The sequence below is a fragment of the Mycobacterium sp. E2327 genome, assembly GCF_001672675.1.
GTDB lineage: Bacteria > Actinomycetota > Actinomycetes > Mycobacteriales > Mycobacteriaceae > Mycobacterium.
On sequence record NZ_LZKE01000149.1, the window covers coordinates 14,405 to 37,184 of the forward strand.

27 protein-coding genes and 1 tRNA gene are annotated in these 22,780 nt (G+C 67.4%); 19 read left to right on the plus strand and 9 right to left on the minus strand.

What is annotated here, in order from left to right; genetic code table 11:
- Nucleotides 1-21: 21 nt before the first annotated feature.
- Together A5712_RS18225 and A5712_RS18230 are read right to left on the minus strand one after the other, a co-directional pair.
- Complete coding sequence (locus tag A5712_RS18225) at nucleotides 22-867, minus strand: alpha/beta fold hydrolase (protein ID WP_068107792.1); 846 nt, start codon at nucleotides 865-867, stop codon at nucleotides 22-24.
- A 34-nt stretch (nucleotides 868-901) separates the two neighbouring features.
- Nucleotides 902-2,449: a bifunctional 3-(3-hydroxy-phenyl)propionate/3-hydroxycinnamic acid hydroxylase gene (locus A5712_RS18230; protein ID WP_068107794.1), complete on the minus strand. Its 1,548-nt coding sequence runs from the start codon at nucleotides 2,447-2,449 to the stop codon at nucleotides 902-904.
- A gap of 88 nt (nucleotides 2,450-2,537) precedes the next feature.
- Between A5712_RS18230 and A5712_RS18235 the strand changes: the two genes are divergently transcribed.
- Genes A5712_RS18235 through dmpG form a run of 4 tightly spaced genes read left to right on the plus strand, consistent with a single transcriptional unit; the run spans nucleotide 2,538 to nucleotide 5,966 of the window.
- Nucleotides 2,538-3,194: a TetR/AcrR family transcriptional regulator gene (locus tag A5712_RS18235; protein ID WP_068107797.1), complete on the plus strand. Its 657-nt coding sequence runs from the start codon at nucleotides 2,538-2,540 to the stop codon at nucleotides 3,192-3,194.
- Nucleotides 3,195-3,199: 5 nt separating this feature from the next.
- Entirely contained in the window at nucleotides 3,200-3,988 is a 789-nt protein-coding gene (locus A5712_RS18240; protein ID WP_369830407.1) for a 2-keto-4-pentenoate hydratase, read from the plus strand.
- A gap of 11 nt (nucleotides 3,989-3,999) precedes the next feature.
- Entirely contained in the window at nucleotides 4,000-4,947 is a 948-nt protein-coding gene (locus tag A5712_RS18245; RefSeq protein ID WP_197519431.1) for an acetaldehyde dehydrogenase (acetylating), read from the plus strand.
- A gap of 2 nt (nucleotides 4,948-4,949) precedes the next feature.
- Complete coding sequence (dmpG, locus tag A5712_RS18250) at nucleotides 4,950-5,966, plus strand: 4-hydroxy-2-oxovalerate aldolase (protein ID WP_068107800.1); 1,017 nt, start codon at nucleotides 4,950-4,952, stop codon at nucleotides 5,964-5,966.
- Nucleotides 5,967-5,993: 27 nt separating this feature from the next.
- On the opposite strand, the gene A5712_RS18255 is transcribed toward dmpG, so the two are convergent.
- Nucleotides 5,994-7,118, minus strand: a complete 1,125-nt coding sequence (locus A5712_RS18255) for an AI-2E family transporter (protein WP_068107801.1) — start codon at nucleotides 7,116-7,118, stop codon at nucleotides 5,994-5,996.
- Between the two features lie 325 nt (nucleotides 7,119-7,443).
- Here A5712_RS18255 and A5712_RS18265 point away from each other — a divergent pair, with 325 nt between their 5' ends.
- The 7 genes from A5712_RS18265 to A5712_RS18295 all read left to right on the plus strand — a co-directional run bounded on the left by A5712_RS18265 (nucleotide 7,444) and on the right by A5712_RS18295 (nucleotide 12,883).
- Nucleotides 7,444-8,040: an HdeD family acid-resistance protein gene (locus A5712_RS18265; protein ID WP_068107806.1), complete on the plus strand. Its 597-nt coding sequence runs from the start codon at nucleotides 7,444-7,446 to the stop codon at nucleotides 8,038-8,040.
- Between the two features lie 7 nt (nucleotides 8,041-8,047).
- Nucleotides 8,048-8,299 carry a hypothetical protein gene (locus A5712_RS18270; RefSeq protein WP_068107808.1) on the plus strand — a complete coding sequence of 84 codons (252 nt, stop codon included), beginning with the start codon at nucleotides 8,048-8,050 and terminating at the stop codon, nucleotides 8,297-8,299.
- Between the two features lie 133 nt (nucleotides 8,300-8,432).
- Complete coding sequence (locus A5712_RS18275) at nucleotides 8,433-9,080, plus strand: S1 family peptidase (RefSeq protein WP_068107810.1); 648 nt, start codon at nucleotides 8,433-8,435, stop codon at nucleotides 9,078-9,080.
- Between the two features lie 130 nt (nucleotides 9,081-9,210).
- The gene (locus tag A5712_RS18280; RefSeq protein WP_068107812.1) at nucleotides 9,211-9,678 is read left to right on the plus strand and encodes a lipoprotein LpqH; all 468 of its coding nucleotides are present in this window, start codon (nucleotides 9,211-9,213) and stop codon (nucleotides 9,676-9,678) included.
- 44 nt (nucleotides 9,679-9,722) lie between these two features.
- Nucleotides 9,723-10,586, plus strand: coding sequence for an MAP_0585 family protein (locus A5712_RS31405; protein WP_068107814.1), 864 nt, complete (start codon nucleotides 9,723-9,725; stop codon nucleotides 10,584-10,586).
- A gap of 101 nt (nucleotides 10,587-10,687) precedes the next feature.
- Entirely contained in the window at nucleotides 10,688-11,467 is a 780-nt protein-coding gene (locus A5712_RS18290; protein ID WP_068107816.1) for an enoyl-CoA hydratase, read from the plus strand.
- Nucleotides 11,468-11,566: 99 nt separating this feature from the next.
- Complete coding sequence (locus tag A5712_RS18295; protein ID WP_068107818.1) at nucleotides 11,567-12,883, plus strand: PE domain-containing protein; 1,317 nt, start codon at nucleotides 11,567-11,569, stop codon at nucleotides 12,881-12,883.
- Here A5712_RS18295 and A5712_RS18300 read toward each other — a convergent pair.
- Nucleotides 12,880-13,656, minus strand: a complete 777-nt coding sequence (locus A5712_RS18300; protein WP_082973510.1) for a DUF4383 domain-containing protein — start codon at nucleotides 13,654-13,656, stop codon at nucleotides 12,880-12,882. The two genes, A5712_RS18295 and A5712_RS18300, sit on opposite strands and share 4 nt — an antisense overlap.
- A gap of 161 nt (nucleotides 13,657-13,817) precedes the next feature.
- Here A5712_RS18300 and A5712_RS18305 point away from each other — a divergent pair, with 161 nt between their 5' ends.
- Nucleotides 13,818-14,048, plus strand: coding sequence for a deoxyribodipyrimidine photolyase (locus A5712_RS18305; RefSeq protein WP_068107822.1), 231 nt, complete (start codon nucleotides 13,818-13,820; stop codon nucleotides 14,046-14,048).
- Here the strand turns inward: A5712_RS18305 and A5712_RS31410 are convergent, their stop codons facing one another.
- Nucleotides 14,049-14,192 carry a hypothetical protein gene (locus tag A5712_RS31410; protein ID WP_173817342.1) on the minus strand — a complete coding sequence of 48 codons (144 nt, stop codon included), beginning with the start codon at nucleotides 14,190-14,192 and terminating at the stop codon, nucleotides 14,049-14,051.
- 279 nt (nucleotides 14,193-14,471) lie between these two features.
- Between A5712_RS31410 and A5712_RS18315 the strand changes: the two genes are divergently transcribed.
- Nucleotides 14,472-15,254 carry a cutinase family protein gene (locus tag A5712_RS18315; protein ID WP_082973511.1) on the plus strand — a complete coding sequence of 261 codons (783 nt, stop codon included), beginning with the start codon at nucleotides 14,472-14,474 and terminating at the stop codon, nucleotides 15,252-15,254.
- Between the two features lie 38 nt (nucleotides 15,255-15,292).
- On the opposite strand, the gene A5712_RS18320 is transcribed toward A5712_RS18315, so the two are convergent.
- Nucleotides 15,293-15,634, minus strand: coding sequence for a hemophore-related protein (locus A5712_RS18320; protein ID WP_068107827.1), 342 nt, complete (start codon nucleotides 15,632-15,634; stop codon nucleotides 15,293-15,295).
- Between the two features lie 300 nt (nucleotides 15,635-15,934).
- Between A5712_RS18320 and A5712_RS18325 the strand changes: the two genes are divergently transcribed.
- Both A5712_RS18325 and A5712_RS18330 read left to right on the plus strand, forming a co-directional pair.
- Nucleotides 15,935-16,010: transfer RNA gene (locus A5712_RS18325), tRNA-Thr, on the plus strand.
- A gap of 44 nt (nucleotides 16,011-16,054) precedes the next feature.
- Nucleotides 16,055-16,462, plus strand: a complete 408-nt coding sequence (locus tag A5712_RS18330) for an HNH endonuclease (protein ID WP_068107829.1) — start codon at nucleotides 16,055-16,057, stop codon at nucleotides 16,460-16,462.
- A gap of 52 nt (nucleotides 16,463-16,514) precedes the next feature.
- On the opposite strand, the gene A5712_RS18335 is transcribed toward A5712_RS18330, so the two are convergent.
- Entirely contained in the window at nucleotides 16,515-17,231 is a 717-nt protein-coding gene (locus A5712_RS18335) for a hypothetical protein (protein WP_068107831.1), read from the minus strand.
- A 170-nt stretch (nucleotides 17,232-17,401) separates the two neighbouring features.
- Here A5712_RS18335 and phoP point away from each other — a divergent pair, with 170 nt between their 5' ends.
- Both phoP and A5712_RS18345 read left to right on the plus strand, forming a co-directional pair.
- Entirely contained in the window at nucleotides 17,402-18,121 is a 720-nt protein-coding gene (gene phoP, locus A5712_RS18340) for a two-component system response regulator PhoP (RefSeq protein WP_067155676.1), read from the plus strand.
- A 17-nt stretch (nucleotides 18,122-18,138) separates the two neighbouring features.
- Complete coding sequence (locus A5712_RS18345; protein ID WP_068107832.1) at nucleotides 18,139-19,581, plus strand: cell wall metabolism sensor histidine kinase WalK; 1,443 nt, start codon at nucleotides 18,139-18,141, stop codon at nucleotides 19,579-19,581.
- Here the strand turns inward: A5712_RS18345 and A5712_RS18350 are convergent.
- The gene (locus tag A5712_RS18350; protein ID WP_068107860.1) at nucleotides 19,569-19,973 is read right to left on the minus strand and encodes an HIT family protein; all 405 of its coding nucleotides are present in this window, start codon (nucleotides 19,971-19,973) and stop codon (nucleotides 19,569-19,571) included. The two genes, A5712_RS18345 and A5712_RS18350, sit on opposite strands and share 13 nt — an antisense overlap.
- Before the next feature lie 92 nt (nucleotides 19,974-20,065).
- Here A5712_RS18350 and A5712_RS18355 point away from each other — a divergent pair, with 92 nt between their 5' ends.
- On the plus strand, nucleotides 20,066-20,713 hold the full coding sequence (locus tag A5712_RS18355) for a dihydrofolate reductase family protein (protein ID WP_068107834.1): 648 nt from the start codon (nucleotides 20,066-20,068) through the stop codon (nucleotides 20,711-20,713).
- A 152-nt stretch (nucleotides 20,714-20,865) separates the two neighbouring features.
- Nucleotides 20,866-22,260 carry a hypothetical protein gene (locus A5712_RS18360; RefSeq protein ID WP_156766623.1) on the plus strand — a complete coding sequence of 465 codons (1,395 nt, stop codon included), beginning with the start codon at nucleotides 20,866-20,868 and terminating at the stop codon, nucleotides 22,258-22,260.
- A gap of 89 nt (nucleotides 22,261-22,349) precedes the next feature.
- Here the strand turns inward: A5712_RS18360 and A5712_RS18365 are convergent, their stop codons facing one another.
- Entirely contained in the window at nucleotides 22,350-22,772 is a 423-nt protein-coding gene (locus tag A5712_RS18365) for a ketosteroid isomerase family protein (RefSeq protein ID WP_068107838.1), read from the minus strand.
- Nucleotides 22,773-22,780 lie beyond the last annotated feature (8 nt).

Consider the following 22,780-nt stretch of genomic DNA (forward strand, 5'->3'; position numbering starts at 1 on the left):
CCTTGAATTCTCGTGCGGTGATTAGTTTTTCAGGAATTCGGCGGTGGCCGCGTTGAACAGGTCGGCCCGTTCCCACTGGACCCAGTGACCGGTGTTGGCGGTCATCAGCACGTCGGCGTTGGGCATCCGCTCGGCCAGCATCGCTGCGCCGCTCGGCTTGTTCACCTTGTCGTCTCGTCCCCAGACGACCAGGGTCGGCGTTGCCAGGCCCTGGAGCCTGCGGTCGCGGGTGAAGTCCATCCGCCACAGCGTGGCCAGACCCGCCGGCCGCTGCAGGGGCGGATTCGCGACGACCTCGGGATCGATCGAAGCCCGGTACCGGGATTCGATGAGCGATTCCGGCACGCTGTCGCCGTCGTACACCAGGTACGAGCGGATGAACGTGCGCAGCTTTTCCAGGCTCGGGCCTTCGCCGCCGTAGTAGGAGAGCAGGCTCCGCAGCCCGGGGCTGGGCAGCCCCCGGCTGATTCCCACGCCACCGGGACCCATCAGCACCAGCTTGTCGACGCGATTGGGGGCGTCCAGGGCGAGCCGCAGCGCGCACGCCCCGCCGTAGGAGTTGCCGACCAGGTGCGCCCGGTCGATGCCGAGCGCGTCGAGCATGCCCTTGATGTGAACGGCGAGGTACCCGAACGGGTCTCGCCGGTCGACCCCCTTGGCGGACCGGCCGTAGCCGGGCATGTCCGGGACGATGACCCGGAAGTGCTCGGCGAGCGGCTCGATGTTGCGGGAGTAGTTCGACACGCCCGAGGCGCCCGGCCCCCCGCCGTGCAGCAGGACCACTGGGGTCCCGCTGCCGGCTTCGGCCAGGAAGATCTCCTTTCCGTCGACGAGGACGGTGCGTTCGGTGATGGTTTCGGTTGCCATTTCGGTTGTCCTTTCGGTTGCCATAGTCAAGCCCTTACGATTTGAAGCCGGTGGGCGGCGGGGGCAGGGGTTGCCCCTCGGCGGCGCCTGCGTAGACGAAGCCGTCGGGCCGCACGGCCACCACGGAAGTGCCCTTTTTGTGTAGCCAGCTGGTCAGGGTGCCGTCGCTGTCGACGATGGTGTCGGCGCGCGGAACGCTTCCCGGCGGGGTGACCTGCAGGACCGGCACGCCCGCTGCTCGCCAGTCCGGCCATTCGGCCGCGCGCCCGGTCTGGAGCACGGTCCAGCGGCCGCCGATCACGTCATCGAGGCGCACGCTGTCACCCTTTTCGTCGCGCACGTGCGGCTGGGGGACCAGCCAGCCGACGGCCCGGTTGCCGTTGCGGGCCAGCAGGCCTTCCCGGTAGTGCGCGTCGGGAATCCAGCGGTGGTTGCGCAGCCAGGTGAGGAAGCCCGGCACCTTGCTGGCGGTGCGGAAGATGTGATTGCGGGCCGCCGCACGCAACCGGTTGCGCTGGATGATCAGCTTGCCGGTCTTGACCGCGCGGTTGGTCACCTCTTTGACGTGAGGCATCCGCTCGGCCTGGTAGGTGTCCAGCACGGATTCCGGCAGCGACCCGTTCAGCACGGCGCCGAGCTTCCAGCACAGGTTCGCCACGTCGCGCACGCCGGCGCACATGCCCTGGCCGATCCATGGGGGCATCGCGTGGGCGGCGTCGCCGGCCAGGAAGACCCGTCCCACGCGCCAGCGGTCGGCGAAGCGGACGTGGTGGCTGTAGCAGGCGAAGCCGAGGATCTGCACGTTCTCCGGCGATATCCCCTGGCCCCGCAGCACGTTCCAGATGGCCTCCTCATGCAGGAGGTCCTTCTCGTCCTCCTCGTCGCGCACCGGGAACTCCCAGCGGTGGTGTCCCAGCGGGGTGGGGCAGTCGACGGTCGGCCGTTCGGGGTTGCAGTGGAACCGCAGCCGGTCGTGGCCCGGCCATTCCGTGAGCACCTTGGTGTCGATGACGATCCAGCGCTCGCCGTAGGTGCGGCCGCCGAACCCGACACCCAGCTGCGCGCGCGTCGCGCTGGATCCGCCGTCGGCGGCGATCACGTAGGAGGCCCGGATCCGGCGGAACTCGTCGGCGTCGAGGTCGGCGAGCATCAGCTCGACGTGGTCGTCCTTCTGGACCAGCCGCAGGCATTCGTGCTTGAGCAGGATGGACACGTTGGGGAAGCGATCGACGCCTTCGCGGAGCACCTTTTCCAGCGCCGGCTGGTAGATGAACTGCTGCGGCGGGTGGCCGTTGCCGCGCGAGACCGGTAGCAGCTTGACGAACGGCACGCCGTTGGCGTCGACGAAGTTGGCCCCACGGCCGGGCTGCATGTCCGCGTTGAGCCGGTCGGCCAGCCCGATCTGCTGCCAGATCCGAACGACCTCCTCGTCGGTCGAGATGGCGCGCGCTCGCGCATAGATGTCGGGGTCGCGTTCCACGACGACGACGTTGAGGCCCAATTGGCCCAACAGGTTGGCCGCGGTGCAGCCGACCGGGCCGTAGCCGACGATCGCCACGTCATAGGTTTTCTGATCTGTCATTTCCGGCCCCTTCGCCAGGCTTGTTAATGTAGCGATCCATACAGTAAGCTCTTGTAGCGTGAGCGTCAACACCCAAAAAGGAGGGAACGTGACGGCAGAACCCGAAAAGACGGGCGCAACCGGACCTCGCGGCCGCAGGCGCACCCGGGCCAACGGGGAACAGTCGCGCGAGCGGATTCTGGATGCGGCGACCGAGGTCGCCACCGAACGCGGCTACGAAGGAACCACCATCTCCCTGGTCAGCAAGAAGAGCGGCCTGCCGCCGACGTCCATTTACTGGCACTTCGCCGACAAGGACGACCTGATCGCCGCCGTCATCGAGCGAAGTTTCGCCCGCTGGCTGGCCGCGGCGGACCTGCCGGGCGGCGAAATGGCCGCGGAGCGGGTGAACGAGCTCGGGATGCAGGTGGCCAAGGCGCTGCTGGATGCCCCTGACTTCCTCCGGCTGGGCCTGATGCTGGCGCTGGAGCGCCGCCCGGTCGAGCCGCGCGCCAGGGCGATGTTCCTCGAGGTCCGCGACCGCGCGTTTCACCGGTTCGAGGCGGTCGTGCGCGACCTTGCACCCGAGCTCGACGACGAAGGCGTGCGCCTGCTCACCACCTATGCGATCGCCGGCGCCGACGGCCTGTTCATCGCCAAGGAGGTCGGCGGCGACTCGGTCGACTTGCTCAAGCTGTTCGACCTGCATGTGCGCCTGGTCTTCCAGGCGGCGACGAAACTAATGGGAGTCGGAGAACCGACATGATCGATGTGACCGCACGTGACCCGCAGCTCGACGACGCCGCGCGGCGGCTGTATGCGGCACAGGTGGGCAGCAGTCCCATTCCGCCGCTGACCGAGACCTATCCGACTCTTGGTGTGGCGCAAGCCTATTCGGTACAGCGACGTAACTTGGCTCGCCACCTGGCTGATGGCGCGCTGCTGCGCGGCCACAAGATCGGGCTGACCTCCGCGCCGATGCAAAGCCTGCTGGGTGTCAGCGAGCCCGACTTCGGTTACGTCCTCGACAGCATGGTGCTCGCCGACGGGACCTCGGTGCCGAGGGCTGCGTTCTGTGCGCCGCGGGTGGAACCCGAAGTGGCGTTTCTCCTGCGGGCGCCGCTGCGCGGTCCGGGGGTGACCGTCGCCGAGGTGATGGCGGCAACCGAAGCGGTGGCCGCGGCGCTGGAGATCGTAGACAGCCGCATCGCCGACTGGCGGATCACGCTGGCGGACACCATTGCCGACAACGCCAGCTCGGGTGCGGTGGTGCTCGGCGAGTGGGTACCGATCTCCGACGCGCCGCCGCTGTCCGGCACCACCGCGGCGCTCTACCTGAACGACGTGCTGGTCGAAAAGGGGCAGGGCACCGCCGTCATGGGCGATCCGGCCGCCGCCGTCGCGTGGCTGGCGAACGCCCTGGCTGAATACGGAACGGCCATCGAGGCCGGGCAATTCGTGATGTCCGGCTCCTACACCGGGGCCGCGTTCGTCGGGGCGGGCGACCGCGCCGCGGCCACGATCACCGCCCTGGGCGCCGTCAGCGTCACGTTTGAGTAGAGGAGAAATCCATGGCCAGTCAACAATTTCCGGTGGCGATCATCGGGTCCGGCAACATCGGCACCGATCTGATGCTCAAGATCCTGCGCAGTGGCGGACCGCTGACGATGGCGGCGTTGATCGGAATCGACCCGACCTCCGACGGGCTGGCGCGGGCGAAGCGGGCCGGCGTGCCGACGTCCGCGCAGGGCGTCGACGGGCTGCTGGCGATGCCGGGCTTCGACCAGATCCGGTTGGTGTTCGACGCCACGTCCGCCGAGGCCCACGTCAAGCACTGGGAGGCCCTGCGCCACACCGGTGTACGTGTGCTCGACCTGACTCCCGCCGCCATCGGTCCGTTCTGTGTGCCGGTGGTCAACCTGGAGGACCACATCGACGAGCCCAACCTGAACATGGTGACATGTGGCGGGCAGGCCACAGTTCCGATTGTGGCCGCGGTCAACCAGGTGGCGCCGGTGTCCTACGCCGAGATCGTGTCGGCGATCTCGTCGAAGTCCGCCGGCCCGGGCACCCGGGCCAACATCGACGAGTTCACCGAGACCACGGCCACCGCGCTGAAAGTCGTCGGCGGCGCGCAGCGCGGCAAAGCGGTGATCGTTCTCAACCCGGCCGATCCGCCGGTGATCATGCGCAACACGGTGTACTGCCTGGTGGAAGGCGACTGCGACCAAACCGCCGTCGAGGCGTCCATCACGGCGATGATCGAGCGGGTCCAGGACTACGTTCCCGGTTATCGGCTCAAGCAGCCGGTGCAGTTCGAGACCTTCGGTCCCGACAACCCGCTACATATTCCCGAGACCGGGAAGTTCATCGGGACGAGGGTCACCACGCTGCTTCAGGTGACGGGCGCCGCGGATTACCTTCCCGCGTACGCCGGCAACCTCGACATCATGACCTCCGCGGCGCTGGCGACCGCCAAAAGCATTGCCGCACACGAGATGACGAACGTAGGAGTGTAACCATGGCCGAGCAGCTCTATATCAGCGACGTCACGCTGCGGGACGGGATGCACGCGGTTCGCCACCAATACACGCTGCGGCAGGTCGCCGACATCGCCGCGGCGTTGGACGCGGCGGGCGTCAATTCGATCGAGGTCGCCCATGGCGACGGGCTGGGCGGCTCAAGCTGCGTTTACGGCTTCGGCGGCCACACCGACCTGGAGTGGATCGAGGCGGTCGCCGGCGTTGTCCGCCGGGCAAAGATCGCGACCCTGATCCTGCCGGGTATCGGCACGATCCGGGACCTGGCCGCGGCGCATCGGGCCGGGGCCGGCGTGGTGCGGGTCGCCACCCACTGCACCGAGGCCGACATCTCCGCTCACCACATCGCGGCGGCCCGCGAGATGGGCATGGACACCGTCGGATTCCTGATGATGAGCCACCTGACCACTCCCCAGAGGCTGGCCGAGCAGGCCAAGTTGATGGAGGGCTTCGGGGCCGGCTGCGTCTACGTCGTCGACTCCGGCGGCGCCATGACCATGCGCGACGTCGCCGAGCGGGTCGACGCGGTGCGCCAAAACCTTTGTTCGGAAACCGAAATAGGCATCCACGCCCACCACAACCTGTCGTTGGGCGTGGCCAACTCGATGGTCGCCGTCGAGCACGGGTGTCGTCGCGTCGACGCGTCCCTGGCCGGCATGGGTGCCGGCGCGGGCAACGCCCCACTGGAGGTTTTCATCGCGGCCGCCACCCGCATGGGCTGGGAGCACGGCTGCGACCTCAATGCCCTGGAGGATGCCGCCGACGACCTCGTCCGCCCTCTGCAGGAACGTCCGGTGCGCGTCGATCGCGAGACGCTGACGCTCGGCTACGCCGGGGTGTACTCCAGCTTCCTGCGCCATGCGGAGGCGGCGGCGGAGCGGTTCGGTGTCGACGCGCGGACGCTGCTCGTCGAGGCCGGGCGTCGCGGGATGGTCGGCGGCCAGGAAGACATGCTCGTCGACATCGCCCTGGACCTGTCGGGCGCGGCGCCGCGCTGACCGTTTCCCGAGGGCATTCGGCGCGGCTCACGCCTCGTCGAGCACGGGGAACAGCAGTTGTTGCATGAGTAGTTGCACGGCCGCCGCGAGCGGGATCGCCACCAGCGCCCCGACCACGCCCAGCCACGCCGCGCCGAGGAGCACGGCGACCACAGTGACGCCGGCCGGCACTCGCACCGCCCGGCCGATGATTTTGGGCGTCAACAGATAATCCTCGCCCAGCCGGAAGCCCATGTAGAAGAGAACGGTCACGATGGCGACGGGGATCGAGACGCTCAGCGCGACCGCGGCGACGATGAATCCACCAACTGTCGAGCCGTAGGGGAAGAGGTCCAAGACGGCCACGACTACGCCAAGCAGGACCGCGTAGGGGACGTCGAGAACGAGACACCACACAAAGGTGGCGGCCCCCGCAATCACCGAAGTCAGCACGTTCCCAAACAGATACGCACCGAACTTGGCCACCACCTCGTCGCCGATCAGAATGGCGCGCGGCCGCCGAGAGTTAGGCATGAGGCGGTAGAAGCCGGCGCGGATGCGGCGCATGTCGGCGAGGAAGTAAACGGTGAGCATTGCCACGATGCCGACGTGCGACATGACGCCGAACACCTCCGACCCGGTCCGGACGATCCCCGCGACGGTGAACCGGCCGGACCCGTTGACCAGGTCGGTGATTCGCTGTTGCAGGTGGACGCGTTCGTTGATCCTGCCGATGAGGGACGAACGGTCCTGGGCGTGCTGCAGGTAAAGGGGCAATTGGTCGACGAGCTGACGCGCCTCTTGCACCAGCGGGGGAATGGTCGCGGCCAATGTCCCGGCGATGAGGGCAAACACGGCCGTCAGCACGATTGTGACCGCCGCCCAGCGCGGCACCCTGCGGTTGACGAGCCAAGACACGGCGGTCTCGAGTCCCAGCGCGAAAAACATCGCCACGCCGATCAACACCAGCACCGACGACATCGACCCGAGGACGAGCACCGCGCCATACGTCACGGCCACGCCGGCTGACGCGGTCAGCCCCACAACGAACGGGGAGCGCCGGTTGAACGGCTGCCCGCGCCGGCCGAGATGATGTGCGTCGGAACGCAGTTGCGCGGCGCGCTGTTCGGCGTCGACGATCGGTCCTTCGTCGTCGTCGTGTGGGCGACCCACCAACCGGTGATGGCCCCGATCGGCAAGATCTTGTTGTGGCTCCGGGTTGTCAACCACGTGCACGCCCCGTTCATCGGCCCGAGCCGGGCAGCTCCTGGCCCGACGTCTTTACAGCGTGACGGGCGCGGGGCTCATCCGGTCGCAATGACACGCGCCCACCGGGCGTTCGGAGCGCTCCTGTCGCCGTTCGGCCGAAGCGGTTGCCAGACAGACGCTTCCGACCTCGGCGATTCAACGCGGATCAGGGACTTTGTGCCCTAGGTGCGCGGCCCGCAAAGCCGCACGATTTTTGATGCGGATACCACCAGGCGTTAAGGAGCGTGCCATGACCGCAGTGCAGACACCGGAAATATTTCGTGATTTGTGGAAGACGGTCCTGGCGTCCGGGGTGATGGCCCTGGCGCTGGGCGTGGTGGTGCTGATCTGGCCCGGAAAATCGATCCTCGTCGCGGCGGTGTTGTTCGGCGCGTATCTGGTGGTCTCGGGCATTGCGCAGGTCGCTTTCGCGCTGACGTTCGATGTGCCGGCCGCCAGCCGGGTGCTGTACTTCATCTCCGGAGCGCTCTCGGTCGTCCTGGGCGTGCTCGCTTTCCGGCATTTCGGCGGTGGCTACGCGGTTCTGCTGCTGGCGATCTGGATCGGCGTCGGCTTCATCTTCCAAGGCGTCACGGAGGCGGTGCTGGCGATAAGCCATCCGGAGCTGCCGGAGCGGCCATGGCACACCTTCCTTGGGATCCTCACAACCATCGCCGGCATGGTCATAATCACCTGGCCTTTCGACAGCATCGTCATGCTTGCGCTCGTCACCGGGGCGTGGCTCGTGGTCATCGGAATCTGTCAAATCGTCTGGGCATTGCGGGCCCGCAGGACCGCCGACCACGCGGTGCAAAGAATGGGGCGTCTGGCCGGTGCCGCCAGCTGAGGTCGGCATGCCCGATTTGATCGCACCCATTCGCGAAATCATCGAAAAGCACCGCGCGGTGCGGGATGTCGACGATTCGGGGGTGTCCTGCAGTTGCGGAGCGGAAGGGTTATCCGATCACTCGGGGCATGTTGCCGAGCGGATCCTCGATCGGTTGCGGCTCAAACCCGAAGCCATCGATGATGCCAAGAAGAAGATCCGCTATGCGACGGCGTGGCTGGATTGGGAGCTGACCATAGCCGAGGGCGCACAATGCTGATCAGTCTCTGTCGTTGTCCCTAACGAATCCATACCCCCCGAGCACCCGCGCTTGAGGGCGTCGCACGCCACTTCATAGCGCGGGCCGGTGGTCCCGCTGTTAACATGCTGCCCTACACGAGAAGAGAGGCGGCGTGACCGTGCGGTGGTTGCGGGGGTTGGGGCTGGTTGGTGCCGTCGTCATTGCCGCGACGGGTTTGGCGAACCCGGTCTGGGCAAATCCGGGTGTGGAGCCGGGCATCAAGGTCGAAGATGAAAGCAGCAGGTGCACAGCGGGTTTCGCGGCTCAAGGCAACGACGGTAGCTATTACCTGATGACCAGCGGGCACTGCGATGCGCACGACGGCTCGGCGTGGACCTACGGCGATAACGTGCCGCTGGGCCGGATCACCGCCAGCGAGCACGAAGCCGACACGAGGGACGCCGCGATCATCCGGCTTAATCCGAGCGTCGGCACGCCGGTGGGCCACGTCGGTGGCCGGTATGTGGTCCGGGATGTGCTGAGCGCGAACCAGATTCAGATCGGCATGCCGTTCTGCAAGGTCGGCGCGGTCACCGGTGAGACGTGCGGCGAGGTCAAGGGCATCGAGGGGGACGTCGTCGAAGCCAGCGTGTACAGCCTCAACGGGGACAGCGGCAGCCCCGGCTTCGTGAAGAACCCGGACGGCACCGTCAGCGCCGTCGGCCTGTTGATGTCGTCGCCCGACGACGACGATTACACGACGTACTTCGCGCTCGTGGACCCCCTGCTCGGCAGGTGGGGCCTGCACGTCCTGCCCTGAGGCCGCGGCCTGAGAACTGGCGTTTGCAAATAGCAGGAACGGGTATCCGCGGGACCGGCGTTTGTCAGCGTCCGTCTAGCGGAGCCTGTCAACGAAAAGGTACGAACCAGCGGCACGAAGGAGATCAGTAGTGAAGCGTGGGATCGTGGTCGGGGTAGCGGGCGTGGCCGTCGCGGTCGCGGCGTGTGCCGGCTGTTCGAGCAACAAGTCCAGCACGGGAGCGTCATCGAGTTCCGCGCCGGCGGCGGCCGGACCTCAGGTCGTCGTCGACGGGCAAAACCAGAACGTCAGCGGCCAAGTCACGTGCAACTCGGCCAACGGCGTCACCACCATCGGCATCGGCGACCCGACGGCCGGGGTCGGGGCGGTCGTCAGCAACGACAATCCGCCGATCGTCCATTCGGTCGGACTGGGCAGCGTCAACGGGATCGCGCTCGGTTTTTCCGACGCCGCCCCCAACCAAGCGAGCAACGCAGGGGCCGCCGTCAACGGCAAGTCTTACGCCATCAAGGGCACCGCGACCGGCACCGATATGAGCAATCCGCAGCAGCCGAAGACCGTGACCAAGCCATTCGAACTGGACGTGACCTGCCCGTAGCGCAGGCGATCTACACCCACCTAGGGGGACGCACTGAAATGTCTATGAAACGTATCGTCAGCGCGGCGGCGGTCGCGGCGGGGCTCAGCATCTCCGCCCTGAACCCCGGGTTCGCCAGCTCGGCGCCGCTGGACCCGCCACCGCCGTGCCCGAACTGCCACGGCGGCGGTGGTGGTGGCGGCGGAGCGACGCAGGCCCCGCAGAACCCGCCGCAGACCCATGAGCCGAGCACCCAAAGCCAGCCGCCGGCCACCCAAAGCCAGCCGCCGGCGACGCACTCGACGCAACCGCCGGCCACCCAGAGCACGCAGCCGCCGGCCACCCAATCCAGCGAGCCGCCGGCGACCGAAAGCACGCACCCGTCGTGGACCCGAGGCAGCGAGCCGCCGAGGACGGAAACCACCCAGCCGGGCGGGCAGACGACGGCGCCGAGCGCACAAACCACCGCGCCCGCGAGTGGGCAAACCACCCCGCCGTCCGGCCGGGAGGCTCGCCCGGCGCTCAACCCGCCGAGCACGCAGCCGCCCCATCCGGCCTACGTCCCGCGCCGCGATCTGGTCACGGCGAGCGCGGAAATCGGCGGCCCGGCGGGCGATGTCCAATTCAGCGTCGTGGGCCGCGGCGCGCCGCCTCCGCCGCCGGAGCGCGGGTGGGGCTGGAACGACGGCCCGGCCCCGCACCACGCCCCGCCCGGCTGGTATGGCCCACCGCCCCCCGGCGGATGGGACGGCCCGCCGCCTCCCGGCGGGTGGAACCGCCCGTGGGACGGTCCGCCGCGCGACGTGGTCTACGCCCGGTCCGACTTCGGCCCGTTCGAGTACAACACCTTCACCGTCTTCCCGGTCTTCAACTGGTACTACGGCGGTTGGGGTTACTGGTTCTTCGGCGTCTGGGTTCCGCTGTACTGACGCCTCGCGGGCCCGCAGGAACAGCCGAGAAGCCGCCCCGGTTCGCGCCGGGGCGGCTTTTTGTTGCTGACCTTTCCCCGCGACTCGTGTACGCGTAGAGCATGCACACGACGGACAGCCAATTCGTCAGGCTCGGCCGCGACGGCGGCTCGGTCACCATCGAGTTGATCAACTCCAAGCCGCTGAACATCATCGGCACCGGCGCCATCGACGAACTGACCCAGGCGTTCGGCGCCGTCAGCCAGGACGGCGACGTGCGGGTCGTCGTCTTGCGCGGAGCCGGTGAGAAGGCCTTCATCGGCGGGGCCGACATCAACGAGATGGTCACCCTCGACCGGTCCAGCGCCGAAGTGTTCATCCGCCGGCTCGCGGGGCTGTGCGAGGCCATCCGCGACTGCCCCGTCCCCGTCATCGCGAGGCTCGCGGGCTGGTGTCTCGGCGGCGGGTTGGAGGTCGCGGCATCGTGCGATCTGCGGGTCGCGGAGTCGGGTGCAAAATTCGGCATGCCGGAGGTGGCGGTCGGCATCCCGTCGGTCATCCATGCGGCGTTGATCCCACGGCTGATCGGGGCCTCGCATGCGACCTGGCTACTGCTCACAGGTGAAACGATCGACGCCGACACGGCCGCCGCCTGGGGCCTGGTGCACGAGGTCGTCGCGCCCGGCGCCCTCGACGCCCGCATCGCCGAGCTCGGCGCCAAGCTGAGCGGGTTCGGCCCGCAGGCGGTCCGGCAACAAAAGCGCCTCCTCAACAGCTGGTTCGACATGACCGTGCAGAGGGCCGTCGAGGACAGCGTCGAGCAGTTCGGTCTGGCGTTCCTGACCGGCGAGCCGCAACAGCACATGCGGGCGTTCCTCGCGCGCAAGGACGCTCGGCGGTAAGCCTTTCGCGCGCCGGCGATTGGTCGAAATCGGCCACACCTTCGCCCCTCGCGCTTCATGATGGCTAGTACTCAAAACCAAACCGGGGGGTTTAGGCGAATGTCATCTGTGCTCGTTCTGCCAGAAATTTTGGAGACGGTCGCGGCCGACGTGGCGCGCATCGGTTCGGACGTGACCGCCGGCAATCTGGCCGCGGCCTTTCCGACGACCGAGCTGGCGGCGGCGGGCGGCGACGAGGTGTCGGCGGCCATCGCGGCGCTGTTTGGCGCGCACGCCCAGGACTATCAGGCGGCGGCGGCGCGGGCGACGACGTACTACGAGCAGTTCGTGCAGACGTTGACCGCGGCGTCGTCGTCGTACACGGCCACCGAGGCGGTCAACGCCGCCAGCCTTTCCAGCGAGCTGCAGGCGTTCCTCAACGCTCCGCTCAACACGATCACCGGGGCCTGGGCCAACAGCCCGTTCGGAAGCGCGATCGACCAGGCGCTGTTCGGCACCGGCGGCAACCAGCAGTCGATCGTCATCGACTTCGTGCGGCACGGGCAGTCAGTTGGCAACGCCGCCAACCTGATTGACACGGCCGTACCCGGATTGCCCCTCACGCCGCTGGGCGTCCAACAGGCGACGGCCATCGGCACCGCGCTCGGGGCGCAAGGTAACTTCGCGGGGGTTTTCGAATCGCAGCTGACCAGGGTCCAGCAGACCGCGTTCTTCGCCGGCATGAACAATGTGCCAATATTGGCCGGACTCAACGAGATCAGCGCCGGAGTCTTCGACGGCGCACCGGACATCAGCCCCCAGGGCCTGCTGTATTTGGTTGCGCCGCTGGCATGGACGCTCGGATTCCCCATCGTGCCGATGCTCGGCCCTGGCTCCGCCCACATCAACGGGATCGTCTTCGACCAGGGGTTCACCCACGCGATGCAGACGATGTATGGCACCGCGATGACGAACCCCGTCGTGAACCCGGGCAACGGCCAAATCACCGACGTCGCGTTCTCCAGCGAGTTCGCGATCGAAGTCGGCACGCTGATGAACGTCAACAATCCCGATCCCTTGCTGATGCTCACCCACCCGTTGCCCAACACCGGCGTGGTCGTGGTGCAGGGCAGTCCCCAGGGCGGTTGGTCGCTGGTCAGTTGGGACGGCGTGCCGGTGGGGCCGGCCACCTTGCCGACCAAGCTGTTCGTCGACGTGCGCGACCTGATCACGGCGCCGCAATTCGCGGCCTGGAACAGCTTGACGGCCCTTGGCACCGGCGATCCGGCGACGATCGTGGGCGCGGTGCAAAACGGTGTCGACGAGGTCGCCGCGGCGACGGTTCACTTCCCGGTCGCGGTGGGCCGCGACCTGATCCACGCCGTGACCAACACCAGTGTGGGTGGGCTGACGGCCGAGCTGAGCGGATTGCTCTAGCGACCGCGGCGGCGTAGCCAGACGGCGATGACGACGGCGGCTGCCAGGGCCGCCACGGCGACGGCGGCGCGGCGTGATCGCACCGCGTCCGTCTCGACGCCGTGGTAGGCCGAGCGCTCGTCGGAAGCTTCGCTCCTCGACCGCTCGAGAGGTTCGGGAACGCTGACCGGCGTGGCGGCTGGCTCCGGCATGCCCGCGGGAGCACCCGACTCCTGCACCGGTGCCGGCGCGGGGACCGGCGCCGTGGCCGCCCCGGGAGGCGAGGGCTCCCGCCGATCCCGCCCCCGGCGCCGTCGCGGCGCCCAGACCTCGTCTCCCAACTCGTCGGGAATCAGCCACATCAGCAGCGCGAGGTTGACCACCGCCAGAATCCCGTGCAGCAAGATGTCGGCGGCGTGGAAGCCCATCGGCGTCGGGACCCTGCGCGCCGTGGCGACACTGGTGAAGAACAACAACATCGTGTAGCTCACCGCGCTGACCGCGGTGACCGTCACCGCCGCGCGGCGATGCACGACGGCCGCAATGGCCACCACCCCCAACGCCAGCAGCAGGCCGCTGTGCAGCGGTGTCGACGTCAGTCCGAGAACGGGGGCGCCGGTGGGTCCGGCGTGCGGATGCATTGCCGCGGACACCAAACCGGCGATGCCGAACGCGCTCACCAGCACGCCCTCGATCAGCAGGAACCAACGCCCGCTGTGGAAGCGCCCCGGGTCCATGGGGACCCTGCGCAAACCCGACGTCATGCCGGGAACGTGACCCGCGGTAACCGGCATCGCGTGACCTCCAGACCGAAAAAACCTTTGGGCACCGGCTACCCGCTACCGGCCGGACTACTCCAGCTCTCCCTGCTCCTGGCATGGTTGCCCGCCCGGCTGGGTATCTATCCGGTCAGATCGGCGCACGTCCGGACTGTGTCGTTCATCGAGGAGGCATCATGTTGCACAGCGTTGTCCTTGCCGCGGCACAACAACCCGAGGCCGCGGGCATCATCCTCAGGGGGATCAAAGGCATCTTCGTCGCGATCGGCAGCATCATCGCCGCCATCGTGTGCGCCGTGATCGCCGGCATGAAGGGCCGCAGCGCCCTCGGTTGGGGCCTGCTCGGGCTGTTCTTCTCGATCCTGACGTTGATCGTCGTCATCGTCATCCCGTCGAAGAAGTCGTGATTACCAACCCCACTCGTCGTCGTCCAGGACATCCACCGTGAGGTCGTTGTCGGCGGCCCCTTGCGTGCCGTAGAGAAAGGTGATCAGGGTTCGGTCGTCGTCGAGGGGCTCGGTCGCGACGATGGTGGCGTGCCCGATCCTCATGCGGATCCTGTCTCCGGGCTTCAACTCGTCAACACGCCTAAGGGCCACGCTCAACCAGTGACGCCGAGAAGATTGCTCATGTTAGTTGTCGATGATTCGCCGGGCCGCCACCTCGGCGCAACTCCGACACGACCAGGGGCCCGCCGAGCTCATACATAGCGGCGGTCCCGGCCTGTTGGGGGCGGTATTTTGCTGACAAGGGGGGGTATTTCGCTGCTCGGTATGGCAGCATTTAACCAAGCCACGGGTCGGGGGATGCCGCGACACTGTGGGGTGCAAATGAAAGTCAGGAAACCAATACAAGCTGAGTGGGCGCGTCGCCTGCTGATCCTCGTCGGCGCCCGCCAGATCGTTCGTTTCGTTGGGGCTGGCGCTGTCGCGACCTGCGCGGCGCTGCTGGGGACACCCGTCCCGTCCGCGTCCGCCGAACCATGCCCCGACATTGAGGTCGTGTTCGCCCGCGGTACCTATGAGCCACCCGGCGTTGGCGCGGTGGGACAGGCATTTGTCGACTCCCTGCGCGCGCAAGCCGGCAATCGGTCGATCGGCGTATACGGGGTCGACTACCCCGCGAGCGGCGATTTTCCTCCCGCCGGCGATTTGCAAGCCGCCTTACCGTTCCTCAGCACCGTCATGAACGGGATCTACAACGCGAGGGACCATGTTGAGTACATGGCGGCGAACTGCCCGAACACCAGGATGGTGATCGGCGGCTACTCCCAAGGCGCAGTCATCGCGGGTTTCCTCACCTCGGCTTCCGTACCGAAGGAAGTACCTGCTGAGTACATGCCGTACGTACCCAAGCCGATGCCGCCGCAGATCGCTAACCACGTCGCCGCCGTCGCACTGTTCGGAAAGCCCTCGGACCAGTTCCTGAGCAGCTACGGCGCGCCGCCCATCAGGATCGGCCCGCTGTACGCGCCCAAGACCATCGAGTTGTGCGTTCCCGGCGACGACATCTGCTCTGGTGTCCCCAACCCGCAGCCGGGACTCGCACACCTCATGTACAGCACGAACGGGATGACCAACGACGCCGCAGCGTTTGCGGTGAGTCATCTCTAACAGCGCTGCTTGGGAATTGGAGTGCTCGTATCCCGCCGTTAGCCGGCTGGATAGTTTTTGCAGGTGTTGGCCATCGTCACTAGAAATCCGGCGTACTGGTTGACCTGAGCCGCCTGCTGCTGGATCAGCTGCCGGCGCTGCTCAGCCCCTCCGTCGAGAAATGCATGTAGCCAGGTCTGCCTCTCCGGGGAAGCGGCATACTCCGCGCCACCATCGGGCGAAGCCGCGTTCAGCGCCGCCGCCGCCTGCGGATAAGTGCAGGTCGTGTTGATGAGGGGAGTCAGATCTGGGTCTGCAGACGCGACCCCGGACCCGGTGGTCCATGCCAACGCCGAAGCGCAAACCGCAACAACCAGTCTTGCCGGCGAGTGTTTGGCCATTTCATGCGCCTTCCTACCGATGCACCATTAACCCGCTGCCCGACCACGAGCCGTCCTTCTTCGCGACGCTAGCAGCCTCGTCATTGCGCTAAAAGCTCCCGAAATCTGATCTCGAGGAATGAGGCCGTTGTCAGGATTGAGCCGACGACCGCTCGCCTAGCAAGGCGCGCCTTCGGCGAGTTTCCTCCCGACATGACGACACGACCGCGCCGGCTCGCACCTCCGCCTGCTCGAGTCGGCTCGCAACTCCGACGGCATCACCGCGTCGTAGAATCTTCATGGCTCATCGAGCCGGCCCCGGCCGCGTTAGCTCAGTTGGTAGAGCGTCGCTCTTGTAAAGCGGATGTCGAGAGTTCGAGTCTCTCACGCGGCTCCATTGCGGCTCCGTTCCTGTCGGCACTGACCGATAGCGTCTGTCTTATGCCGGTGACCTGCCTCGGGTGCGGAGTCATTTTCAAAGGCCGTCGGCTAAAGGTGTTCTGCACCAATGCATGCCAACAGTCACACCGCCGACGCTTGCTCTTGGAGGCCTGGCTCGACACCGGAGTCTGTGGTCGCAGGTCCTATCAAGGCCACTACGTCCGGGACTACCTCTATGAGCAGCAGGGGGGTTGTTGTGCGATCTGCGGCATCGCAGACAAGTGGAACGGCGTGACCCTGGCGCTGATCGTCGACCACATCAACGGAGACGCAAGCAACAATCGTCGTGAGAATCTGCGGCTCATTTGTCCCAACTGTGACAGCCAGCTGCCGACGTACAAAGCAAGGAATCGCGGCAACGGTCGCTCCTACCGGCGACTGCGGTACGCCGACGGCCGGTCCTATTGATGCTGTCCCTGAGCTGAGGAGGCCGGGTAAATCAGGGTGCCAGCCTAACGGGTCACTCGTCGCTCTCGATGATCCGCGTTGAGCGCACCGGCCGCGACGAGGGACGCCGCCGGCCGGGCAGCGGGATCCGGTCCGCGATGTTGCTCAACGGGTTGACCACCATGGTCAGGCCGACGACGGCGTCCTGCAAGGTGGCGATGGCCGGCTCCAGCGCCTCCATCCCCGGGGTCAGCCGCGCCAGGGTGTCGGCGACGTCGGCGAGCTGTTCCAGCGGACCGTTCCTGGCGGTGAGCTTGTCGACGAGGCCGCCCTCGGCAAGCAGCCGGTCCGCCAGACCGTCCTCGGATAGCACCCGCTCGACCAACCCGTTTTCGTCGAGCAACTGATCGGCCAGCCCGCCGGGTTGCAGCGCGCGCTGCAGCGCGCCGCCCTCCGCGGTCAGCCGGTCGAGCACGCCGCCCTCCGAGGTCAGCATGTCGACCACGCCGCCAGGTCGCAGTAAGCGGTCCAACGGGCCGTCGGGCGCCACGGCGCGTCCCAGCGGCGCGTCGTCGTCCAGCAGCCGGGCCAGCCGGTTGGCGCGCACGATCGCCTCGTCGATCCCGAACATCGAAGCCATCGCGTAGGTCCCGGAGTCCCCGGCGTCGCCCAGCGCACGCTTCGCCACCCCCACCGCCGCGGTGGCGACGTTCAAGCCCGCGTCGGCCGCGGCCAGCCCGACCCGCGCGGGGGCCGTCGCGAGCGACACGATTCCCTTGGCGAAGTTCATGCCTTCAGAGTCTATTCACGACACCCCTGCGCGAACCCAGCCGTTCCAAGCTCATACCATGATTCTTTGCAGGCTGTTAGCAGACGACTGGCATCGAGCTTTCAGGAATCACACAATAATTGGAAAGGCTTCTCCAAATAAAGGTTCAAGCAAAGGACAGAAGTGACCTCATGACAGCGCCCAGCCAAAGCGGATCCAAACCGGAAGCTCGCGTCCTCGTGATCGACGACGAGGCCAACATCGTCGAACTGCTCTCCGTCAGCCTGAAGTTCCAGGGGTTCGAGGTCTACACGGCCACCAACGGCGCCCAGGCACTGGATCGCGCCCGTGACGCCCGCCCCGACGCGGTGATCCTCGACGTGATGATGCCGGGCATGGACGGCTTCGGGGTGCTGCGGCGGCTGCGGGCGGACGGCATCGACGCCCCGGCGCTGTTCTTGACTGCCCGCGACTCCCTGCAGGACAAGATCGCGGGCCTGACGCTCGGCGGCGACGACTACGTGACGAAGCCGTTCAGCCTCGAGGAGGTCGTCGCTCGGCTGCGGGTCATTCTCCGGCGCGCCGGCAAGGGCGGGGCCGAACCACGCAACGCCCGGCTGAGTTTCGCCGACATCGAACTCGACGAGGAGACCCACGAGGTGTGGAAGGCCGGCGAACCGGTGTCGCTCTCGCCCACCGAATTCACCCTGCTGCGCTACTTCGTGATCAACGCGGGCACGGTGCTGAGCAAGCCGAAGATCCTCGACCACGTGTGGCGCTACGACTTCGGCGGCGACGTGAACGTCGTCGAGTCCTACGTGTCGTATCTGCGTCGCAAGATCGACACTGGGGAGAAGCGGCTGCTGCACACCCTGCGGGGCGTGGGCTACGTACTACGGGAGCCGCGCTGAGGGCGAATAGAACGAGGATGCCGAACAAGGTGCGACGCGGATTGCCGCTCAGGGTGGGCCTGGTGGCCGCCACCCTGCTCCTGGTGGCCTGCGGTCTGGCAGTCTCCGGTCTGGCCGTCACCTCGATCCTGCGGCACAGCCTGATCAGCCGCATCGACCAAACGCTGCTCGACGCGTCGCGCAGCTGGGCGCAGGCTCCGCGGCGCCAGTCGCCGCCGCCCTACGAGGGCCCCGATCCCGGCCGCCCGCCCTCCAAGTTCTACGTGCGCGGCATCGGCACCGACGGCACCCCGTTCACCGCCATCAACGACCGCAACGCCGAACCGGCGCTGCCGCCCAACAACGATGTCGGACCCAATCCGACGACGCTGCCCTCGGTCAACGGCTCGGACATCCAGTGGCGTGCGGTGTCGGTGCGCGGGCCGCACGGCCTGACAACGGTCGCGGTCGACCTGTCCGACGTGCAGCACACGCTCAGCTCGTTGGTCTGGCTGCAGATCGGCATCGGCGTGGCGGTGCTCGCCGTCGTCGGGATCGCCAGCTTCGCGGTGGTGCACCGCAGCCTGCGGCCACTGACCGAGGTCGAACACACCGCCGCCGACATCGCCGCCGGCCAGCTGGATCGCCGCGTCCCCGAACGCGATCCCCGAACCGAGGTGGGGCGACTTTCGTTGGCGCTCAACGGAATGCTCACCCAGATCCAGCAAGCCGTGGCCTCCTCGGAGTCGTCCGCCGAGAAGGCCCGCGGTTCCGAGGAACGGATGCGGCGGTTCATCACCGACGCCAGCCACGAGCTGCGCACCCCGCTGACCACCATCCGCGGCTTCGCGGAACTGTATCGCCAGGGCGCCGCGCGCGACGTGTCGATGCTGTTGTCGCGCATCGAAAGCGAGGCCAGCCGGATGGGCCTGCTGGTGGACGACCTGCTGCTGCTGGCCCGGCTGGACGTCCAGCGTCCGCTGGAACACAACCGCGTCGACCTGCTCGCGTTGGCCAGCGACGCCGTGCACGACGCGCAGGCGATCGACCCCAAGCGCGCCATCACCATGGAGGTCCTGGACGGGCCCGGCACCCCGGAGGTGCTCGGCGACGAACCCCGGATTCGCCAGGTGCTCAGCAACCTCGTCGTTAACGCCCTGCAGCACACCCCGCCCAGCGCCGACGTCACCATTCGGGTCGGCACCGCGGGCAACGACGCGGTGCTCGAAGTGGCCGACAAGGGACCGGGAATGAGTGAGCAGGACGCGTCGCGTGTGTTCGAGCGGTTCTACCGCACCGACTCGTCGCGGGCGCGGGCCAGCGGCGGCACGGGCCTGGGGCTGTCCATCGTCGACTCGTTGGTGCGCGCGCACGGCGGTGACGTAACCGTGACGACCTCACCCGGCGAGGGGTGCTGCTTCCGCGTCACGCTGCCCCGGGTCAGCGACGTCCCCGCGCCGGAGCCGGTTCACGCCAGCTGAGCCAGCGCCGCCTTGATCTTGGCCTGGGCCGCATCGAGGGATTCCGCTGAGGGGTTGCGGTCCACGTTGGCGAAACCGAAGTCCTTCAGGCTGCGGGTCGGGAAGACGTGGACGTGCAGATGGGGCACCTCCAGCCCGGCGATGATCAGGCCGGCACGCTCCACCCGGAACGCCTTGCACACGGCCTTGCCGATCAGCTGGCTCACCGCCATGACGCGGGCGAACACCGCGCCGTCGACGTCCTGCCATTGATCGATCTCGGCGCGGGGCACCACCAGCGTGTGGCCCTGCGTCATCGGCTCGATCGTCAGGAACGCGACGATGTCGTCGTCCTCGTAGACGAAGCGGCCGGGAAGTTCACGGTTGATGATCTTGGTGAAGATCGACGCCATGGCCCCCAGCATAGGTTCGGCCTTCGACCGATGAGTTTGGCGGGTGTGGACGGTCAATCCTGCGACGACAATCGATGCAGAGGAGTCCCGCCATGTCAGAGGTGCGCGTGCACAATTTTTCGGTTTCCCTCGACGGTTTCGGCACCGGCATGGGGCAAAGCGCGGACGCGCCGTTCGGGCACGCCGGCGGCCGGTTGCACGAGTGGTTCTTCGGGACGCGCACCTTCCGCGCGATGCACGGCGAGTCCGGTGGGACGACGGGCATCGACGACGCCCTGGCCCGCACCTGGGAGCCCGGCATTGGCGCCGAAATCATGGGACGCAACAAGTTCGGCCCACAGCGCGGCCCGTGGGTCAGCGGCGACGAATGGAAAGGCTGGTGGGGAGCCGACCCGCCGTTTCACACCCCGGTCTTCGTGCTTACTCACCACCCCCGGCCACCGATCGAGATGGACGGCGGCACCACCTTCCACTTCATCGACGCCACCCCGGCGGAAGCCCTCGAGATCGTCCGAAAAGCGGCCGGAGGCGGTGACATTCGCCTCGGTGGGGGTCCGTCGAGCATTCGGCAATTCCTCGCCGAGGATCTGGTCGACCGCATGCACGTCGCGGTGGTGCCCATCGTCTTGGGGCGCGGGGAACCGCTGTGGCAAGGAGTGGAAGACCTCGAGCAACGGTTCGTGGTGGAGTCGGTGACCAGCCCGAGCGGTGTCACGCACCTGAGCTTTAGCCGCCGCTAGGCAATTGCGTCTGACACGCCGTCTCGAAGCCGAATCGTTAGCGCACCGTTGCGATTTCGTTCCGCGGCCTCGGGAAAATCACTGTACGCAATTCACGGGAGGAGACCTCTGTGCGGTTTCCCGTGGCATTGCTGGCCGCTTGCGCCGTCGCCATGGCCCCGGCCCTCGTCTCGGGCGCCGCGCCACCCGTGCGGGCGGCCGCCGCGTTCGGGCCGTTGGCGCCGCCCAACCCGTTCATGGCGCCGCTGGGCTTGGCGTCGCTGCACAACGACTCCGAATCCTCCGACGCGGGACCGCTTCCCGGCCCCGGCGCTCACCTGGTCCCGATCTTCGGCTACCCGCTACTGGCGGCATGCCCGACGATCATGCAGGGCACCGACGGGCTGGTGTTGGCGCTGTGCACCACCGACATTGGCCAGACCCCGACGGTCGTCCTGATCGATCCGGGTGGCTGGGTCCCGGTCTTCGTCCCGTTGGCCAAGCTGCACGTCGCCAAGGGCGGCCTGCTCGGCGGCGTGTACGCCTACCTGGACAACAACAACCAGGTGGTGATGATCGACGGCACCAACCACCTGCTGCGCATCGCCCACGTCAAGGACGGGGCGCTGGGCTGCTGGAAGCTGGTCGTCACCGAGTCCACCGACCTGTCCGGCGCGATACCCGCCGGCGACAACTCGGTGGGCCTGGTCCCCGACTACGCGGGCAACGTCTGGTTCGCCACCGGCAACGGCGTCGTAGGCGTATCGAAGCCGGGCGGTGGCGTCGCCACCGTGCAGCTGCCCGCCGGCGAGCAGGTGGCGAACAGCATCTCGTCAGCGCCCAGCGGGCGCGTCGCGGTAGCCACCACCTTCGCCGTCTACGAGCTGAACCTCGACCTCGCGGGCAACCCGCAAATCCTCTGGCGCGCAGCCTATGACCGCGGCCCCGCCCGCAAGCCTGGGCAGCTCAGCTGGGGGACGGGCTCCACCCCGGTGTACTTCGGCCCGACTACCGGCGCCGACTACCTGACCATCGTCGACAACGCCAGCCCCCAGGTGCACGCGCTCGTGTACCAGTCCGGCACCGGCCAATTGATCTGCCAACAACCGGTTTTGACGCAGGGCGGCCCCGGTAGCGAGAACGCGCCGATCGGCGTCGGCAACTCGGTGTTCGTGTCCAGCACCTACGGCTACCCGTACCCCGCGGTCCCGGCGGGCGCACCTCCCGCGGTGCCGCCGACGGCGCCGTTTGTCGGCGGGATGACGCGGGTCGACGTGGACAACCCCGGCTGTCACACCGTGTGGGAGAACAAGGTTCGCAGCGCGGCGCTGCCACATCTGTCCATCGCCGACGGCCTGCTCTACACCATCACGCGGATCGGCTGCGACCAGACCACGCCGCTCGACCTGTTCGCCTACGGCGTGGTCGACGCCGGCAACGGGGCGCTGTTGTGGCGGCAGCCGAAGTCGCTGACCATCCTCAGCGATCCGCTGCAGACGCCGACCATGGTGCTGATGGATGGTAAGGCCATGCAGGGCAACCTCACCGGGCTCGGCCGGATAGGCTGACTGTTCGTGCCGCCGAGACTGTGGGCCCTAAGTACGAAAAATGCGTTGAACTCGTCCATAGGCCCCACAGTCGGCGGCTCGGGCGCGCCTCACTCCTCCTTGCCGAACTTCATCATGTCGAGGTTCCAGTAGCCGCGCATGTTGGTGATCAGGCCCGCGTCGTTGACCTTATAGGTGAACACCCCGCGCACCGTGCTGGTGAACCCGCCCTCGAACTTGCTGTGCAGCACTAGGATATGGGCGATCTCGTCGGGCGAACTCGACGGAAACGTTTCCTCGCAAATGATGGTCAGCTGGTTGGCCGCGATGTTGTTGTCGTAGAAGGCCGCGACGCCCTCCTTGCCCTTGACACCGTCGCCGTCGGGGTTGGTGACGGACTTGCCGATCGGGTCCTCGACGACGACGTCGTCGGCCATCAGCGCGAGCCAGCCCTCCCGGTCGTGGGCTTGCACGCAGCGCCACGAGGATTGCGACGCGGCCAGAGCCGGTGAGGCCTGAGCGGTTTCGGTCATGGTGTTCT

What these genes read in the sequence shown, in the direction of transcription:
- A5712_RS18270 (WP_068107808.1), top strand. Translation starts at nt 8,048, where the DNA reads ATGCCCGATTTGATCGCACCCATTCGCGAAATCATCGAAAAGCACCGC.
- A5712_RS18245 (WP_197519431.1), top strand. Translation starts at nt 4,000, where the DNA reads ATGGCCAGTCAACAATTTCCGGTGGCGATCATCGGGTCCGGCAACATC.
- A5712_RS18315 (WP_082973511.1), top strand. Translation starts at nt 14,472, where the DNA reads ATGAAAGTCAGGAAACCAATACAAGCTGAGTGGGCGCGTCGCCTGCTG.
- A5712_RS18345 (WP_068107832.1), top strand. Translation starts at nt 18,139, where the DNA reads ATGCCGAACAAGGTGCGACGCGGATTGCCGCTCAGGGTGGGCCTGGTG.
- dmpG (WP_068107800.1), top strand. Translation starts at nt 4,950, where the DNA reads ATGGCCGAGCAGCTCTATATCAGCGACGTCACGCTGCGGGACGGGATG.
- A5712_RS18305 (WP_068107822.1), top strand. Translation starts at nt 13,818, where the DNA reads ATGTTGCACAGCGTTGTCCTTGCCGCGGCACAACAACCCGAGGCCGCG.
- A5712_RS18290 (WP_068107816.1), top strand. Translation starts at nt 10,688, where the DNA reads ATGCACACGACGGACAGCCAATTCGTCAGGCTCGGCCGCGACGGCGGC.
- A5712_RS18355 (WP_068107834.1), top strand. Translation starts at nt 20,066, where the DNA reads ATGTCAGAGGTGCGCGTGCACAATTTTTCGGTTTCCCTCGACGGTTTC.
- A5712_RS31405 (WP_068107814.1), top strand. Translation starts at nt 9,723, where the DNA reads ATGAAACGTATCGTCAGCGCGGCGGCGGTCGCGGCGGGGCTCAGCATC.
- A5712_RS18230 (WP_068107794.1), bottom strand. Translation starts at nt 2,449, where the DNA reads ATGACAGATCAGAAAACCTATGACGTGGCGATCGTCGGCTACGGCCCG.
- phoP (WP_067155676.1), top strand. Translation starts at nt 17,402, where the DNA reads ATGACAGCGCCCAGCCAAAGCGGATCCAAACCGGAAGCTCGCGTCCTC.
- A5712_RS18300 (WP_082973510.1), bottom strand. Translation starts at nt 13,656, where the DNA reads ATGCCGGTTACCGCGGGTCACGTTCCCGGCATGACGTCGGGTTTGCGC.
- A5712_RS18330 (WP_068107829.1), top strand. Translation starts at nt 16,055, where the DNA reads ATGCCGGTGACCTGCCTCGGGTGCGGAGTCATTTTCAAAGGCCGTCGG.
- A5712_RS18265 (WP_068107806.1), top strand. Translation starts at nt 7,444, where the DNA reads ATGACCGCAGTGCAGACACCGGAAATATTTCGTGATTTGTGGAAGACG.
- A5712_RS18320 (WP_068107827.1), bottom strand. Translation starts at nt 15,634, where the DNA reads ATGGCCAAACACTCGCCGGCAAGACTGGTTGTTGCGGTTTGCGCTTCG.
- A5712_RS18360 (WP_156766623.1), top strand. Translation starts at nt 20,866, where the DNA reads ATGGCCCCGGCCCTCGTCTCGGGCGCCGCGCCACCCGTGCGGGCGGCC.
- A5712_RS18225 (WP_068107792.1), bottom strand. Translation starts at nt 867, where the DNA reads ATGGCAACCGAAACCATCACCGAACGCACCGTCCTCGTCGACGGAAAG.
- A5712_RS18335 (WP_068107831.1), bottom strand. Translation starts at nt 17,231, where the DNA reads ATGAACTTCGCCAAGGGAATCGTGTCGCTCGCGACGGCCCCCGCGCGG.
- A5712_RS18365 (WP_068107838.1), bottom strand. Translation starts at nt 22,772, where the DNA reads ATGACCGAAACCGCTCAGGCCTCACCGGCTCTGGCCGCGTCGCAATCC.
- A5712_RS18350 (WP_068107860.1), bottom strand. Translation starts at nt 19,973, where the DNA reads ATGGCGTCGATCTTCACCAAGATCATCAACCGTGAACTTCCCGGCCGC.
- A5712_RS31410 (WP_173817342.1), bottom strand. Translation starts at nt 14,192, where the DNA reads ATGAGGATCGGGCACGCCACCATCGTCGCGACCGAGCCCCTCGACGAC.
- A5712_RS18295 (WP_068107818.1), top strand. Translation starts at nt 11,567, where the DNA reads ATGTCATCTGTGCTCGTTCTGCCAGAAATTTTGGAGACGGTCGCGGCC.